This window comes from Halomonas sp. ABH4_019 (genome assembly GCF_056159885.1).
The window spans coordinates 1056879-1070737 of the sequence record NZ_JBSWWC010000001.1 but is presented as its reverse complement, the minus strand read 5'-3'; the positions used below and the strand labels follow the sequence as shown (position 1 = coordinate 1070737).

The following is a 13859-nucleotide window of genomic DNA, read 5'->3' as shown; positions in this document are numbered from 1 at the left end:
CATGACGAGGCCTGGGGGGGAAGCGACAGGGGGTCTGCATGGTGAATGTCATCCGAGGCTGATGGAATGAGAAGAATCACCTCCCAGCGTACCCAGCCAAGGCGCTGATGTGCTTGCCTCTTTGGTAGGGGGCGTCGGGCTTGGGTCAACGCTTGCGGCGTTGCACTATGGAAGGATCGGCCGCCCGACCCGGGCAATTTTGTGGCATCATCTCGCCTCTCCGGCTTCGGCCGTGACCGGATCCGCATCGCCAACGACTTCAGGGCAGGCTCTCGACGCATGTTTCTCGATGATTACCACTCGCGCGCGGGCTCGCGACTCTGCATCACCGCAGAGCAGGCGAGCCGCTTTGCCAAGCGCGTCGCCGGTGACTTCAATCCCATCCATAACCCGGATGCACGGCGCTTCTGCGTGCCCGGCGATCTGCTCTTCGCCCTGGTGCTGGCGCGCTTCGGCCTGTCCCGGCACATGACCTTCCGCTTCCTGAGCATGGTCGGCGCCGAGGTGCCCCTGGCCTTCGACGAGGACGACGACGGTCGGATCCGCGTGCGTGACGACAGCGGCAAGTGTTACCTCGAGGTGGAGCGCAGCGGGGACATCACCCGCGACGAGGCCGTGGTGGAGGCGTTCACCCGCTGCTACGTGGCCTTCTCGGGCAAGAACTTCCCGCACTACCTGAAGCCGCTGATGGAAGACAAGGGCGTGATGTTCAACCCCAAGCGCCCGCTGGTGATCTACGACAGCATGGGCTTCTCGCTGGAGCGCCTGAACGGCATCGAGCCCGGCCTGGAACTGATCGACTCGTCCCTGGAGGTGGCCGGCAAGCGCGGCGACGCCCTGCTCGAGTTTCGCATCCGCGCCGGCGGCGAGGAGGTCGGCATCGGCTCCAAGAAACTGGTGGTCAGCGGGCTGTGCGACTACGATCCGGGCGCCATGGACGCCGTGGTCGAGGAGTTCTATCGCCTCAAGGCCGCCCACGAGGCCGAGGCCTGAGCCCCGCTCGTATCACCATGCTCGACAGGGCCGCCCACCAGGGCGGCCCTCGTGTCAGGGGCCCGGCGTCCGGGCCAGACGCTCAGGGCGTCGAGGGTAGGCCCAGCAGCATGCCGCCCAGGCCACAGACCAGCACCACCGTCCAGGCCGGCCGCCGCCATACCGAGAGCAGCGCGAAGCTGAGCAGCGCCAGGGCGAACTCGGCGGGCCCGAGGATGGCGCTGGTCCACACCGGCTGATACAGCGTCGCCACCAGCAGACCCACCACGGCGGCGTTGGCCCCGCGCATCAGCGCCTGGACCGCGGGTCGGGTGCGCAGCCGGTCCCAGAACGGCACGATGCCCACCACCAGCAGCATCCCCGGCAGGAAGACCGCCAGTAGGGCCAGCAGCGCTCCCGTCACGCCGCCCGTGGCCATGCCCAGGTAGGCGGCGAAGGTGAACAGCGGCCCCGGTACCGCCTGGGCCGCTCCGTAGCCGGCCAGGAAGGCATCGGCGCTCACCCAGCCGGGGCGCACGACTTCGGCCTCCAGCAACGGCAGCACCACGTGGCCGCCGCCGAACACCAGCGCGCCCGCGCGATAGAAGGCATCGAACAGCGCCACGCCCTGGCCGGCGACGACCATCGCCAGCAGCGGCAGCCCCACCAGCAGCAGCGCGAAGCCCGCCAGGCAAGCCAGGCCGGTGCGCCGCGAGAGGCCGAAGCCCAGCGCCGCCGGCGGTGGGCGGCCGGCCTCCCGGCAGGCGGCCAGCCCGATGAGTCCCCCGAGGACGATGGCCATTACCTGGCTGCCCGCGCCACCGGCGGCGGTCACCAGCAGGGCGGCGCCCACGGCGATCGTGGCCCGGGGGCGATCGGGGCACAGGGTGCGGGCCATGCCCCATATCGCGTGGGCGACGATGGCCACCGCCACGACCTTGAGGCCGTGCAGCAGCCCGCTGCCGAGCGGGCCCGTCAGGCTCGCCGCCCCCAGCGCAAAGCCCATCAGCAGCAGCGCCGAGGGCAGGGTGAAGGCCGTCCAGGCGGCCAGGCCGCCGAGGGGGCCGGCGTGCATCAGGCCCAGGGCGAAGCCCACCTGGCTGCTGGCCGGCCCCGGCAGGAACTGGCACAGCGCCACCAGGTCGGCGTAGGCGTGCTCGTCGAGCCAGCGGCGTCGGACGACGAACTCCTGGCGGAAGTAGCCGAGGTGGGCCACGGGCCCGCCGAAGGCACTCAGGCCCAGCAGCAGGAAGGCGCGGAAGACCTCGCCGGGGCGGCGCGGGGTGTCGGTCATGCTGTCTCCATCGTCTCGGGGCTGGGCAAGGCGGCGGGCCTTGCCGCAAGATGCGGCCATTGTCCCGGGAAAGGATGACCATGCGATGATACGCACGCTGCTGGTGGATGCCGACGGGCGCCTCGCCCACGGCGACGAGTCGCTGATCGAGCGTTGGCGGGCAGAGCCGGAAAGCCGCCTCTGGATCGATCTGCAGGGCGAGCCCCCGGAGGCCGAGCGGGCGCTGCTGGAGGCCTTCGGCTGCCATCCGCTGGCCATCGACGACGCCCACCGCGAGCGCCACCCGCCGAAGATCGAGGAGTTCGAGGATCATACCCTGATCCTCTATCGCGGCATCTCCTCCTTCGACGCCGAGCTCGCCTACGTGCCGCAGCGGGTCGCCTTCGTACTCGGCGAACGCTTCCTGATCAGCCTGCATCCGGGGCTGGCGCTGAGCATCGATCGGCTGATGGCCCAGGACGCCGGCCAGCTGCTGGCGCGCTCGCCGGAATACGTGGCGCTGCGGGTCATGTACGCCTCCGCCGGCTACTACCTGGACAGCCTGCTGGCCTTCGAGAACGAGCTGAGCGACCTGGAGGATGCCCTGGTCGAGGACGGCAGCGATGCCCTGATGCGCCGGCTGATCGCCTATCGCTCGCGGCTGGTGAAGATGCGCCGGGTGTTCAACTATCACCTGGGCATCACCCAGGAACTGATCGCCTACGATTACGCCCACCTGTCCCGCGGCGACGAGGAGACACTGCACGCCATCAACGACGTGCACGAGCGCTTCGAGCGGCTGCACAGCCTGACCCAGATGTACTACGACATCTGCGGCGACCTGATCGACGGCTACCTGTCGCTGTCGTCGCACCAGCTCAACCAGACCATGCGGGTGCTCACGGTGATCACCGCCATCTTCGTGCCGTTGACCTTCATCGCCGGCATCTATGGCATGAACTTCGCCCACATGCCGGAACTGGCCTATCGCTACGGCTACTTCATCGTGATGGGGGTGATGCTGGCGATCGGCGGGGGGTTGCTGTGGTGGTTCCGGCGCGTGAAATGGCTATGAACCGCGGGGGTGGGGCATAGTGCCGCAGCGTTGACGCCACTCACGCCGGCGAGGCGCGCCTCGATCGAGGCTAACGCCATGATTGCATGGCGTTATGGCCCGCCTTTCCGGCCCGTGCGCTGCCCATGCGCGGGGCGAGGCAGGGTGAACGCCGCCGCCGGGCCACGTAGTCTCGGGGCTTCCACCCCTTCACAGCCCCGACCATGCATCCCCAGCGCGAACAACTGCACAACGAACTGCACGCCCGGCCCTCGATCTACTTCGCCGGCCCGGCGCACCTTCACCACTATGCCTTCCTCGACACCGACGGCGTCTGCGACGGCATCGTCCAGCGGCTGTGCGAGCTGACCGGCAGCGTCCCGGCGCCCGACGCCGTCCAGGGCATCCTGACCCTCGACGGCGGCCGAGTGCTGAAGTGGGAGCGCCACACCGAGTTCTTCACCCTGACGTTGATGGCGCCGATCGCCGACGGCGAGCCGCTGTGGCCCGCGCCGCCGCCCCGGCTGGCGGAGATCGCCGAGACCCACCGCGAGGCGCTGATCAACGCTACCCTGATCCGGGTCGAGACCGAGGCGAGCTGGGCCGGCGACACCGCGCACTACGGCTTTCGCGACCCGGCCGGCTCGCGGGTCGCCGGCGGCGATGCCACGGCCTGGAGCGACTTCCAGCTCGACGAGGCCGGCATCAACCGGCTGCTGATCGTCAATCGCGCCCTCAACGACTTCCGCCTCGGGCGTATCGCCCGTCGGCTGCTGGAGATCGAGACCTACCGCATGATGGCCTCGCTGGCGCTGCCCCAGGCCAAGGCGCTGGGCAGCGAGCTGGCGGCCTTCGAGGCGGAGCTCGGCGAGCTCTCCGACCGCAACGCCGAGGACCGCCCCGAGGGTCCGCGGCCGCTGCTGGCGGCGATCGCCTCGCTGTCGGCCAGGCTCGAGCGCAGCGGGGCGCGTAGCCGCCACCGCTTCGCCGCCACCGAGGCCTATGCGCGGATCGTCTTCGCCCGGGTCGAGGAGCTGCGCGAGACCCGGGTCGGCGACTGCCAGCGGCTGGGCATCTTCCTGATGCGCCGCTTCCAGCCCACGGTGCGCTACTGCGCCGCGGTGGATCGCCGCCAGGAGCGGCTGGCCGAGAACGTGGCGCGCCTCAACGACCTGCTGCGAACCCGCGCCCAGGTGGAGATCGAAGAGCAGAACGTCGAGATGCTGCGCAGCCTCAACGAGCGCACCAGCAGCCAGCTGAAGATCCAGAAGGCCGTCGAGGGCCTGTCGATCATCGTCATCAGCTACTACATCTTCAGCCTGATCAAGCTGGCGCTGGGCAGCCTCGAGGCGCTGGGCATGGCGATCGCCCCGTGGCGGGCGACGGCGATCTTCGCGCCGCTGGCGATCCTGGTCATCGCCGTGCTGGCCTGGCGGATCTGGCGGGTGAGGCGGCACGAGTAGGCGGGCGCCGACCGGCGCCCCGGGGAACGGGCCCGCATGCGGGCCCTTGGCCAGGGGCTACTTCAGGTAGATCTGGCCCTGCTCGTAGAGCGCGCGGCAGTCGTTGGCATCGTGGTAGCGGTCCTCGTCGAGGTTGATCGAGTGCACACCCGGCCCGTCGAAGCGCGGATCGTCGCATTCGCCGTCGTTGGCCCACTGGCTGGTGTTGTCGCCCCATTCGATGCCGTTCGCGGCGCTCGCCGCGCTGCCGGAGGCGGCGATGTCCTCGTCCCAGGAGGGGCTGGCCTCGGAGATGTAGAGGGTGGCCTCGGGAAGGCCGCCCGAGCCGTAGGTGCCGACCCAGATGTTGTAGTTGCCCGTGGGCGGATTGCTCCACTTGATCCCGGGATTGGTGCCGGCCGCCGTGGAGAAGTCGTCGTTGCAGTGCCAGTTGCCCGCCGCGTCGTAGACCACCAGGGTGATGTCCTCGGAGGCCTCGGCATAGATGCTGAGGGTGTACTGCCCGGCCTGGTAGTTGAGGTCCAGGTCGGGCGTACCGCTGACGTAGCCGCTGCAGTTGGGCCCGGCCTCGCCGGCCGAGCGGCTGCCGCCGGCGGAGACCGAGGTCACGTAGGGGTCGGGCTGGAAGCCGGAGTTGAGGTTGACGGTGCCGTAAGTGGGGGAGGCCTCCCATTCGAGGGCCTGGGCGCCGGCACTGAGGCACAGCAGTGGAAGGGCCACGAGCGCAGCCTTGCGATGAGTCGACGACAGCATTGGTCTGTTCCCTTGCGTATTTTGGTCGTGGTGCGTGGCGCACCCGGCCATAGTACTCGGCCCCCCTGGAAAGTCACGCCGGGGCGGCCTCCCGGCGCAGCCGCTCCAGGCGGGTGTAGAGGTGCTCGGTGAAGAAGCCGTGCATCAGGAAGCGCTGGCTGAGGTTCCAGGGCCCGACCAGGTAGTGCGGGTACTTGTTGTAGGCCAGCTCGGCGAGGTTCGGCTCGTCGATGATCCGGCCGATGCGCAGGGCGATGGACTGGTCGAGGTTGAAGCCGTTGATGGCGTCGCGGTACTCCTCGCGGGTCAGCAGCAGGCAGAACAGGCACATGAACAGCACGTGGGCGCTCTCGAAGTCGAGCACCTGGGTACTGCGGCGCTCGACGCTGAACTCGGCCATGTCCAGCGGTCGCCAGTGATCCCAGCGCAGCGCCTCCGGGGGCCGCGGCGCCGTGTCCTGGCCGCGCTCGCCGAGCTCGGCAAAGGCCCGGAACAGCTCCTGGTCGTGGTCGACGAAGCTCGCCGAGAGCATGTCCTCGATGCGCCGCGGATACAGCGCCAGCGGCTCGACCTCGCCGGCGGCGCCGTTGTCGATCAGGAAGTTGATCACGTTCGATTCGGTGGCGTAGTGGCGCAGGATCAGCAGGTTGGCCTCGGGGCTGACCACGTGGCGGCAGAACCAGCAGATCAGCCGCTGCAGCAGGCCGTGGGCGCGAAACTGCGGCAGCGGCAGGCGCTTGAAGAACCAGGTCAGGTGCAGCACCGCGCCCAGCACCAGCTGCAGCAGCGGGCGCAGCGACCAGCGGGTGGGGCGTTCCAGATCGTCGAGCCACAGCCGCAGTGCCTCGCGCTCGATGGGCAGGGTGTCGTCGGCCTCCAGGGCGCGCAGGAAGGGGCTACGCCGGCTCATGATCGATCTCCTCGAGCTGCAGGGCGTACAGCCGCGCCACCACCCGGGCGGTGCGCAGGATGGCGCGGCGCTCGGCCTCGCCGCGACACACCCGGTCGAGCAGCGCGTAGAGCTTGTCCAGGTGGGCGTCATCGTTGGCGCCGTGATAGCGCATGAAGCGCGTGGCGCCGCCGTCGCCGCCGAGGGCCGCGTCGATGCGCCGGGCCCAGTCGTCGGCCATCTTGTGGCCGAGGCCCTCGATGATCCACATGGAGCCGATCAGGTCGACGGGATTGGGCTGGCCGGCGCGATACATCATGAAGGCGTGCAGCGCCTCGCTGCCGGCGTTGCGCTCGGCCGCGACGATCGTCTCCCGCTCGCCGCCGGCCGCCACGTAGTCGGCCTCCAGCATCTCGTAGTCGCGGTGCTCCTCCCGGGCGTGCTCGATCACCATCGAGCGCACGTCGGCGAAGTCGCGCTCGAAGCTCGAGGCGCCGCGGGTGATCCAGCGTGCGCCCTCGATCACCTGCTGGCGCAGGTGGCACAGCAGCCGGCGGTAGTCCTCGTCGGTGAAGCGGTCGCGTTCCAGGCGCTGGAGGATCGGCACCCGGCCGAGCTGGCGCTCGAAGTCGAACCAGACGCGCATCAGGCCCTGCAGGCAGGCCTGGCCTTCGGGGGTGGTGACCTTGTCGCTCATGAGGTGGCCTCCCTGACCACGGTGAGGTGCATGTAGACGTTGTTGAAGCGCCCGCTCTCGGGCACGAAGCACAGCAGGGTCTCGCCCTCGGCGAGCTCACGGGTGCGGCGGAACTCGTCGAGCATGATGAACAGCGAGGCGCAGCCGGTGTTACCGCGGGTGTAGAGGTTGGTGTACCACTTCTCCTCGGGAATGGCAGCGCCGGCCTGAACCAGCATGTCGTAGATCTGGCCGCGGAAGTGATGCGACGAATAGTGGCACAGCAGGTGGTCGACCTCGTCGACCCTCACCCTTCCCTCATCGATCAGCCGCAGCAGGCCGTCGACGCCGAGCTTCACCAGATGGTCGAGCAGCCGCACGTCCTGGCGGATCAGCAGCGCGCCGTCGGCCTCGGCCTCGGCGTAGGTGGGGTAGTCCTGCCAGCTCGTGTGGCGCCCCTGGGCGTTGGGCCGACCCACGCTCATGCACACCGGGAAGGCGTCGGCGTGGGACACGCCGCGAATCCAGTCGATGCGAAAGCTGAGGCCGCGCGGGCGATCCTCCAGCAGCAGGGCGCCGGCGCCGTCGGAGAGCATCCAGCGCAGGAACTCGGCGTTGAAGTCCGGCGTGGCGCCGGCGGCCTCGAAGCGGCTGGCCTTGAACAGCCGCGAGGCCAGCTCGCTGGCAACCACCAGGGCGTTGCCGTGCTCGCCGGCGCGGATCGCCGTATAGGCGGCCTTCAGCGCCATCATGCTGCTCGAGCAGATGCCGTGGCTGGTGTGCAGCTCCAGGCTCGGCAGGCCCAGCTCGGCCTGCACCATGCTGCCGAAGCCCGGCAGCACCAGGTCGCCCTGGCTGGTGGCCACGCTGAGCATGTCGAGGCGGGCGTCGGGCAGGTAGCCCCGATCCAGGCAGTCGCGGCCGGCGAGCGCGGCCATCTCGCCGTTGCTGACGGTGGTGCGATGGGCGGCATCGATGGCGTAGTGGCGCGTGCGGATGCCGTTGGCCTCGAGGATGCGCCGCTTGAGCCGGCTGGGTTTGCCATGGACCCGGCCCAGCACCTCCTCGATGCGGTCGTTGTCGACCGGCTCGCCGGGCAGATGATGGCCGGTGCTGGTGATGTAGACGCTCATGCCGACCTCCTGCGCTTCAGGGCGAACACCAGGCAGCGCAGGTTCTCCTCCGCGTAGGGGAAGATCGCCAGCACCGCCATGAAGGTCAGGTAGACCGGCAGGTAGCCGGCGCCGCCGTGGGGCACGGTCAAGGGGACCAGCGACAGCTGGCCGGCCCAGTCGAGCGTCAGCAGGTCCGCCACCACCGGGCCGTTGAGCACCGCGATCAGCGCCAGCATGTACAGCGGCAGGCTGGCCAGGTAGTTATGGGCGTGCATCTCCCAGATGCTGATGTGCCGCCGCGTGGCGGCGTAGTGGACGTCCCAGTGGGCGACCAGCTCGTGCATCACCCAGGCCACCAGGCAGATCAGCAGCACCAGCACGTTGACCTCGAACAGCAGGCACAGCAGGATCGGCGCGCCGACCTGGATGCCCATCAGCGAGTGGACCAGCGACTCCTTGAGCCCCGAGGTGGCCTCGATGCGGGTCGCGCGATGGCAGCACCAGTCGACGAAGCCGGCGATGCCCCAGAGCGGCAGGAAGACGTAGAGCAGGACCTGGATCAGCAGCGCATCGGTGGTCATGGGGTGACCTCGCGGCGGTGATGGCGAGAAGCGGTGGGCGACACGACAAGTTCTCCTTTCCATGGAGGGGTATTGGCGTTTGGAAACGCTGTTCGAAAATGATTCTAGTCGCTCCCTGCGCAAATGCAAACGCTCGTTTTATTTCTTCCTCGCCCGGTCAGGCCTCCGGTGGGCGAGGTGCACGAGTAGCATTGTGGAATATAAGCCATAATGAATCTGATGACTCATGATCTGCGACCGCTCGAGGAGCGACAGCTGACGACGTTGCAAGGCTGGTTTCCCGACGCCGACAGCTGTCGGCGCTGGGGTGGCCCGGCCTTTCGCTACCCCTTCACGGCACCAGGCTTTCGGGATGACCTGGGGTTCGACGAGCTGGCCAGCTTCGGCCTGCTGGGCGACGCGGGGGAGCTGCTGGGCGTCGGTCAGTACGCCGAGCGCTGGGGGCGCTGCCACCTGATGCGGCTCGCCGTCGCGCCCCACGCCCGTGGCCGGGGACTGGGCGCCGAGCTGATCCGACGCCTGGCATCGCGCGGGGGCGAGGCCCTGGGCGTCGAGACCTGTTCGTTGTTCGTGTATCCCGACAATCCCGCGCTCGCGCTCTACCGTCGCCTGGGCTTCGCCGAGTCGGCCCTGCCGAAGGGAGAAGCGGGGCCCGAAGGCTGTCGCTACCTGGTCGCCCAGCGAGTTCGCTGAGACGCGCGTGACGACATCGGCAGTGTCGTGGGTAGCGGCTATGCTGGGAGGATACTCGCAGTTAATCCGTATACGCTAATTCTCTGGAGGTAGGCATCATGGAAACGACCACACGCGCCGCCCGGCTCGGCCTGGGCCTGTCGCTGACGCTGCTGCTGGCCTGCCCGTCGCTCGCCAGCGAGGGGCAGGACCTGACCTTCCAGGGCGACGCCAGTTTCCACGGCCCCCACGGCGGCCAGGCCCTGCAGGCGGCGCTGGTGGACGCCGCCAACGGCGACACCATCGCGGTGAAGACCGGCGAGGTCTCCGCCGAGGCCGATCCGAGCTTCTCGTTCACCTTCCCCGGGGCGCTGATGGAAGACGGCGACTACGCCGTGCACTACTGGATCGATTCCAACTTCGGTGGCGGCACCGCCGGCAACTGCGACGGCATGCAGCACGACCACCAGTGGCGCGTGGCCATCGAGCCCACCGGCGGCCCGGTGACCCATACCGAGCGGCACGACCCCTCGGCGCAGACCGCGGTCTGCGATACCTTCCGCTGAGCCGGCGTGGCCCTCACGGCCGGTGTCCTGGGCCGGCCCCGTGGTCCTCAGGGCTTGACCTTGCCGCGCAGCGCCTTGGTCTTGCCCTTCTTCACCTTCTTGTCGACCCGCCGGCGCTGGGAGGCCTTGGTGGGGCGGGTCGGCTTGCGGGTCTTGCGCTGGCGGATGGCCTGGCGGATCAGCTCGCGCAGCCGGTTCAGGGCATCCTCCTTGTTGAGCTCCAGGGTGCGATGCTCCTGGGCCTTGATGACGACGACCCCGTCCTTGCTGATGCGCTGGTCGGAGAGCGCCAGCAAGCGGTCCTTGTAGAAGTCCGGCAGGCTGGAGGCGCGGATGTCGAAGCGCAGGTGCACCGCCGAGGCGACCTTGTTGACGTTCTGGCCGCCCGAGCCCTGGGCGCGGATCTGGTGGATCTCGATCTCGTGATCGGGAAGCTCCACGGTGTTGGAGATGCGCAGCATGATCACCTCGTCGGTCGACGTTCAGTCACGATGTCGGAGCGGTTCGAGCAGGTCGGACAAGCCGTTGTGATCGATCTCGTGCATCAGCGCCAGCAACCGGCCGATCTGCCCTTCCGGGAAGCCCTCGCGGGCGAACCAGGCCAGGTAGGGGCCGGGCAGGTCGGCGATCAGGGTGCCCGCGTGCTTGCCGAAGGGCATGCGCAGGGTGACCAGGCGTTGCAGGTCCTCGGGATGCAAGGCGCCGCTCCTCATCGTGGGGTTCGTGGAATGACGTGGCAGGTTACGTGAGCGGGGCGCGCGGGGCCAGCCCATGAGAGGCCTTGCCCATGGGCGGCAGGGGAGGCGCCCTTGAATCCCGCCGGGTCGGCCCGCATGAACCGAAGGCAGTCACCCCGACGAGGAGATCCCATGACGACCCTGGTGATCGGTGCCAACGGCCAGATCGGCCGGCAATTCTGCGAGCTGGCCCGGGCGGCCGGCGAGCCCATCAAGGCCATGGTGCGCGGCGAGGACCAGCGCGCCTGGTTCGAGGAGCGCGACATTCCCTGCGTGGTCGCCGACCTGGAGGGCGACTTCGCCCACGCCGTCGAGGGCTGCGACCAGCTGGTGTTCACCGCCGGCTCCGGGCCGCATACCGGCCCCGACAAGACCTTGCTGATCGACCTCTACGGCGCCATGCGAGCCGTGGACCTGGCGGCCGAGCGGGGCCTCGCGCGCGTGCTGATGGTCAGCGCCCTGCGGGCCGAGGATCCCCAGGCGGCGCCCGAGAAGCTGCGCCCCTACATGGCCGCCAAGCTGGCCGCGGACGCCTACCTCAAGGCCTCCGGCGTGCCCTGGACGATCCTCAAGCCGGGGCGCTTGATCGACGCGCCGGCCACCCGCCGCGTGGCGACCTCGCTGAGCGAGACCGGGGGCGAGAACACCGTGTCCCGGGCCAATGTGGCCGAGGCGCTGCTGCACCTGGTGCGGGCCCACGACCTGGCGGGTCGCGAGTTCCTCTTGCTGGACGGCGAGCGCGAGATCGCCGCGGCGCTGGACTGAGCGGGAACGCGCTCAGTCCGGCGCCGGCAGCACGCGATCGCGTCCCGCGGCCTTGGCGCGATAGAGCGCCCGGTCGGCGCGCTCGATCAGGGCATGGCTGGCCTCGCCGCCGGCCGCTTCGGCCAGCCCGGCCGAGACCGAGAGGCGCAGCCCGGGGCCGGCCAGCGGTGTCTCCGACAGGGCGCGGCGCAGGCGTTCGAGGCTGGCCTCGGCGTCCGGCCGGCTCACCCCGGGCAGGATGATCAAGAACTCCTCGCCGCCCAGGCGAGCCAGCACGTCGTAGCGCCGCAGCTCGCGCAGCAGCGTCTCGGCGGCGCCCTGCAGGGCCTCGTCGCCCACCGCGTGACCGTGCCGGTCGTTGACCTGCTTGAAGTGGTCCAGGTCGCAGATGGCCACGCACAGCGACCCGCCGAGTCGGCGGTGCCGCTCCAGCTCTTCTTCCAGGCGGGCCAGTCCGGCGCGACGGTTGAGCAGGCCGGTCAGCTCATCGTGTCGGGCCAGGTAGTCGAGCCGGCGCTCCAGGGCCTTGCGCGCGGTGATATCGGTGACGAAGGTGACCTTCTTGGCCTCGCCGTCATCGTCGAAGATGCGTGCCGCCTCGGCGATGACGGTGCGGCGCTCGCCGTTCTTGCGCCGCACCTCCCACTCCTGGCGCCGCGCCAGGTCCTCCTCGCCGCGAATCAGCCGCCGGTGCATCGCCTGCAGGCGCGGGCGCTGCGCCTGGGCGACCATCATGGTGAAGGGGCGCCCCAGCAGTTCGCGTTCCTCGTAGCCGTAGAAGTCGCAGTAGGCGGGGTTGACCATGACGTAGCGTCCCGCGGCGTCGGTGATGGAGATGCCAATCGGGGCGGCGCGGATCAGTCGCGGAATGTCGTCGGCCCCGGTCAGGGTCAGCGGCATGCGTCGGCCCTCCGCGGGGCGGCGTGGAGGGCCTCGATCCGTGCCGTCGGGACCGCGGCCAGGGCATCCAGCGCCGGCCGGGCGAAGTAGTAGCCCTGCTGGAGCCCGATGCCGACCTCCAGCAGCCAGCGGCCCTCCGCCGCGGTTTCCACGCCCTCGGCGATCAGCGTCAGCCCGAGCCGGCGCGCCATGAGGACGGTGGCCTCGATCAATGCCTGGCGGCGCGGGTCCCGGTCGCAGTTCGCCACCAGCCGGCGATCCAGCTTGAGCTTGTCCGGGTGCAGGTCGGCCAGCATGTCCAGGTTGGCGTAGCCGGTGCCGAAGTCGTCCAGGGCGACCCGGAACCCGCGTTGCCGGTAGGCGGTGATGATGGCCATCAGGTGGTCGCGGTCGCTGACGTGTTCCGACTCGACGATCTCGAAAATCAGCTTCTCCTGCGGCCAGCCGACCCGCCGCGAGACCTCGAGGGTGGCCTCGAGGCAGGCCTCGGGCTCGTAGACCGCGTTGGGCAGGAAGTTGATCGACAGCGCCTCGCGCATGCCCAGCCGACTGGCCTGTTCGATGGCCTTGACCCGGCAGGCCTGGTCGAAGCGATAGAGTTCCGTGGCGGTGACCCGGTCGAGCACCTGCCTCGCCGGCTCGCCGTCGAGGCCCCGCACCAGGGCTTCATAGGCGTGGATGCGGCGGCGCTCCACGTCGACGATGGGCTGGAAGGCCATGATGAAGTCGAAGGGCAGGGCGCCCTCGCAGCGTCGGCAGCGTCCCGCGGTCCGTGCACAGTGTCCCATGAAGATTCCCCGAGGTCTGGGCATCGTGTGGCGAGGCCCAGTGTCGTTATGGTGTCGGCATTGTACAAAGCGGCGCGACGCGACTCGACGGACGCGGCTGCCGTCGGCATGATCGGGCCCGTCGACCCCGCCACTGGAGAGCCCAAGTGCCCGATTCCCGGCCCGACCCCGACCTGATCCGGCGCGTCCGCCACCTGCTCGAGACCGCTCCCGAGACCGCGCTGCCGCTGACCTACCAGCGACTCGCCGAGGCCCTGGAGCTCACGCCGCCGCGTACCATACGCCGCGTCGCCCTGGCGCTGGAGGCACTGATGCACGAGGACGCCAGGGCCGGGCGCCCCTTCCTCGCCGCCCTGGTGGTCAGCCGCCAGGGCGAGGGCCTGCCCCGGGCGGGGTTCTTCGAGCTGGCGGTGGCGCTGGGGCGCTTCCCCGAGGGCTCGGATGCCCAGGCGGCGGCCTGGCGCGAGGAATATCGCCGCGCCCTGGCGGCACGGCCGGACGCTCGCTGAGCGACGCCGACGGGCTGTCTATCGGCCGTGCGGGCATGAACTGAAGACATTTTCGCCTCGCGGGAGGCGTGGGACATCGATGCCTGCCTCGGCGCTCATGTCGGAGCCGATCGGCTTCGTAGGCGGGCGGTACCGAGGCGGCGGGT

At 69.7% G+C, this 13859-nt stretch carries 17 protein-coding genes; 7 read left to right on the top strand and 10 right to left on the bottom strand.

Annotated features, from left to right (window positions below):
* Positions 1–279 precede the first annotated feature (279 nt).
* Complete coding sequence (locus tag ACXAFN_RS04845) at positions 280–993, top strand: DUF3581 family protein (protein WP_474986677.1); 714 nt, start codon at positions 280–282, stop codon at positions 991–993.
* Positions 994–1075: 82 nt separating this feature from the next.
* Here ACXAFN_RS04845 and chrA read toward each other — a convergent pair whose 3' ends face one another.
* Positions 1076–2266: a chromate efflux transporter gene (chrA, locus tag ACXAFN_RS04840; protein WP_474986675.1), complete on the bottom strand. Its 1191-nt coding sequence runs from the start codon at positions 2264–2266 to the stop codon at positions 1076–1078.
* 85 nt (positions 2267–2351) lie between these two features.
* On the opposite strand from chrA, the gene ACXAFN_RS04835 reads away from it, so the two are divergent.
* Both ACXAFN_RS04835 and ACXAFN_RS04830 read left to right on the top strand, forming a co-directional pair.
* Positions 2352–3320 (top strand): magnesium transporter CorA family protein, encoded by a 969-nt coding sequence (locus tag ACXAFN_RS04835; protein WP_474986673.1) that lies wholly within the window; start codon positions 2352–2354, stop codon positions 3318–3320.
* Positions 3321–3523: 203 nt separating this feature from the next.
* Positions 3524–4762 carry a DUF3422 domain-containing protein gene (locus ACXAFN_RS04830; protein ID WP_474986672.1) on the top strand — a complete coding sequence of 413 codons (1239 nt, stop codon included), beginning with the start codon at positions 3524–3526 and terminating at the stop codon, positions 4760–4762.
* 57 nt (positions 4763–4819) lie between these two features.
* On the opposite strand, the gene ACXAFN_RS04825 is transcribed toward ACXAFN_RS04830, so the two are convergent.
* The 5 genes from ACXAFN_RS04825 to ACXAFN_RS04805 form a co-directional block, all read right to left on the bottom strand.
* Positions 4820–5482, bottom strand: a complete 663-nt coding sequence (locus ACXAFN_RS04825) for a hypothetical protein (protein WP_474986670.1) — start codon at positions 5480–5482, stop codon at positions 4820–4822.
* Between the two features lie 106 nt (positions 5483–5588).
* Positions 5589–6425: a DUF6999 family protein gene (locus ACXAFN_RS04820; protein WP_474986668.1), complete on the bottom strand. Its 837-nt coding sequence runs from the start codon at positions 6423–6425 to the stop codon at positions 5589–5591.
* On the bottom strand, positions 6412–7101 hold the full coding sequence (locus tag ACXAFN_RS04815; RefSeq protein ID WP_474986667.1) for a hypothetical protein: 690 nt from the start codon (positions 7099–7101) through the stop codon (positions 6412–6414). The genes ACXAFN_RS04820 and ACXAFN_RS04815 overlap by 14 nt, the downstream gene beginning before the upstream one ends.
* Positions 7098–8213: a beta-ketoacyl-ACP synthase III gene (locus ACXAFN_RS04810; protein WP_474986666.1), complete on the bottom strand. Its 1116-nt coding sequence runs from the start codon at positions 8211–8213 to the stop codon at positions 7098–7100. The genes ACXAFN_RS04815 and ACXAFN_RS04810 overlap by 4 nt, the downstream gene beginning before the upstream one ends.
* Positions 8210–8776: a diguanylate cyclase gene (locus ACXAFN_RS04805; RefSeq protein ID WP_474986664.1), complete on the bottom strand. Its 567-nt coding sequence runs from the start codon at positions 8774–8776 to the stop codon at positions 8210–8212. Before ACXAFN_RS04805 ends, ACXAFN_RS04810 begins: the two co-directional genes overlap by 4 nt.
* Before the next feature lie 219 nt (positions 8777–8995).
* Between ACXAFN_RS04805 and ACXAFN_RS04800 the strand changes: the two genes are divergently transcribed.
* Both ACXAFN_RS04800 and ACXAFN_RS04795 read left to right on the top strand, forming a co-directional pair.
* Positions 8996–9469, top strand: a complete 474-nt coding sequence (locus ACXAFN_RS04800) for a GNAT family N-acetyltransferase (protein ID WP_474986662.1) — start codon at positions 8996–8998, stop codon at positions 9467–9469.
* 98 nt (positions 9470–9567) lie between these two features.
* The gene (locus ACXAFN_RS04795; protein ID WP_474986661.1) at positions 9568–10014 is read left to right on the top strand and encodes a hypothetical protein; all 447 of its coding nucleotides are present in this window, start codon (positions 9568–9570) and stop codon (positions 10012–10014) included.
* A 47-nt stretch (positions 10015–10061) separates the two neighbouring features.
* Here the strand turns inward: ACXAFN_RS04795 and arfB are convergent, their stop codons facing one another.
* Complete coding sequence (arfB, locus tag ACXAFN_RS04790) at positions 10062–10475, bottom strand: alternative ribosome rescue aminoacyl-tRNA hydrolase ArfB (RefSeq protein WP_474986659.1); 414 nt, start codon at positions 10473–10475, stop codon at positions 10062–10064.
* Between the two features lie 21 nt (positions 10476–10496).
* Entirely contained in the window at positions 10497–10712 is a 216-nt protein-coding gene (locus ACXAFN_RS04785) for a DUF3820 family protein (protein ID WP_474986657.1), read from the bottom strand.
* A gap of 171 nt (positions 10713–10883) precedes the next feature.
* Between ACXAFN_RS04785 and ACXAFN_RS04780 the strand changes: the two genes are divergently transcribed.
* Complete coding sequence (locus ACXAFN_RS04780; protein ID WP_474986655.1) at positions 10884–11516, top strand: SDR family oxidoreductase; 633 nt, start codon at positions 10884–10886, stop codon at positions 11514–11516.
* 12 nt (positions 11517–11528) lie between these two features.
* Here ACXAFN_RS04780 and ACXAFN_RS04775 read toward each other — a convergent pair whose 3' ends face one another.
* A complete protein-coding gene (locus ACXAFN_RS04775; RefSeq protein ID WP_474986653.1) occupies positions 11529–12416 on the bottom strand; it encodes a GGDEF domain-containing protein in 888 nt (295 codons plus the stop codon).
* The gene (locus ACXAFN_RS04770) at positions 12407–13204 is read right to left on the bottom strand and encodes an EAL domain-containing protein (RefSeq protein ID WP_474986651.1); all 798 of its coding nucleotides are present in this window, start codon (positions 13202–13204) and stop codon (positions 12407–12409) included. The genes ACXAFN_RS04775 and ACXAFN_RS04770 overlap by 10 nt, the downstream gene beginning before the upstream one ends.
* A gap of 146 nt (positions 13205–13350) precedes the next feature.
* Here ACXAFN_RS04770 and ACXAFN_RS04765 point away from each other — a divergent pair, with 146 nt between their 5' ends.
* Positions 13351–13713 (top strand): hypothetical protein, encoded by a 363-nt coding sequence (locus ACXAFN_RS04765; RefSeq protein WP_474986649.1) that lies wholly within the window; start codon positions 13351–13353, stop codon positions 13711–13713.
* Positions 13714–13859: the final 146 nt, after the last annotated feature.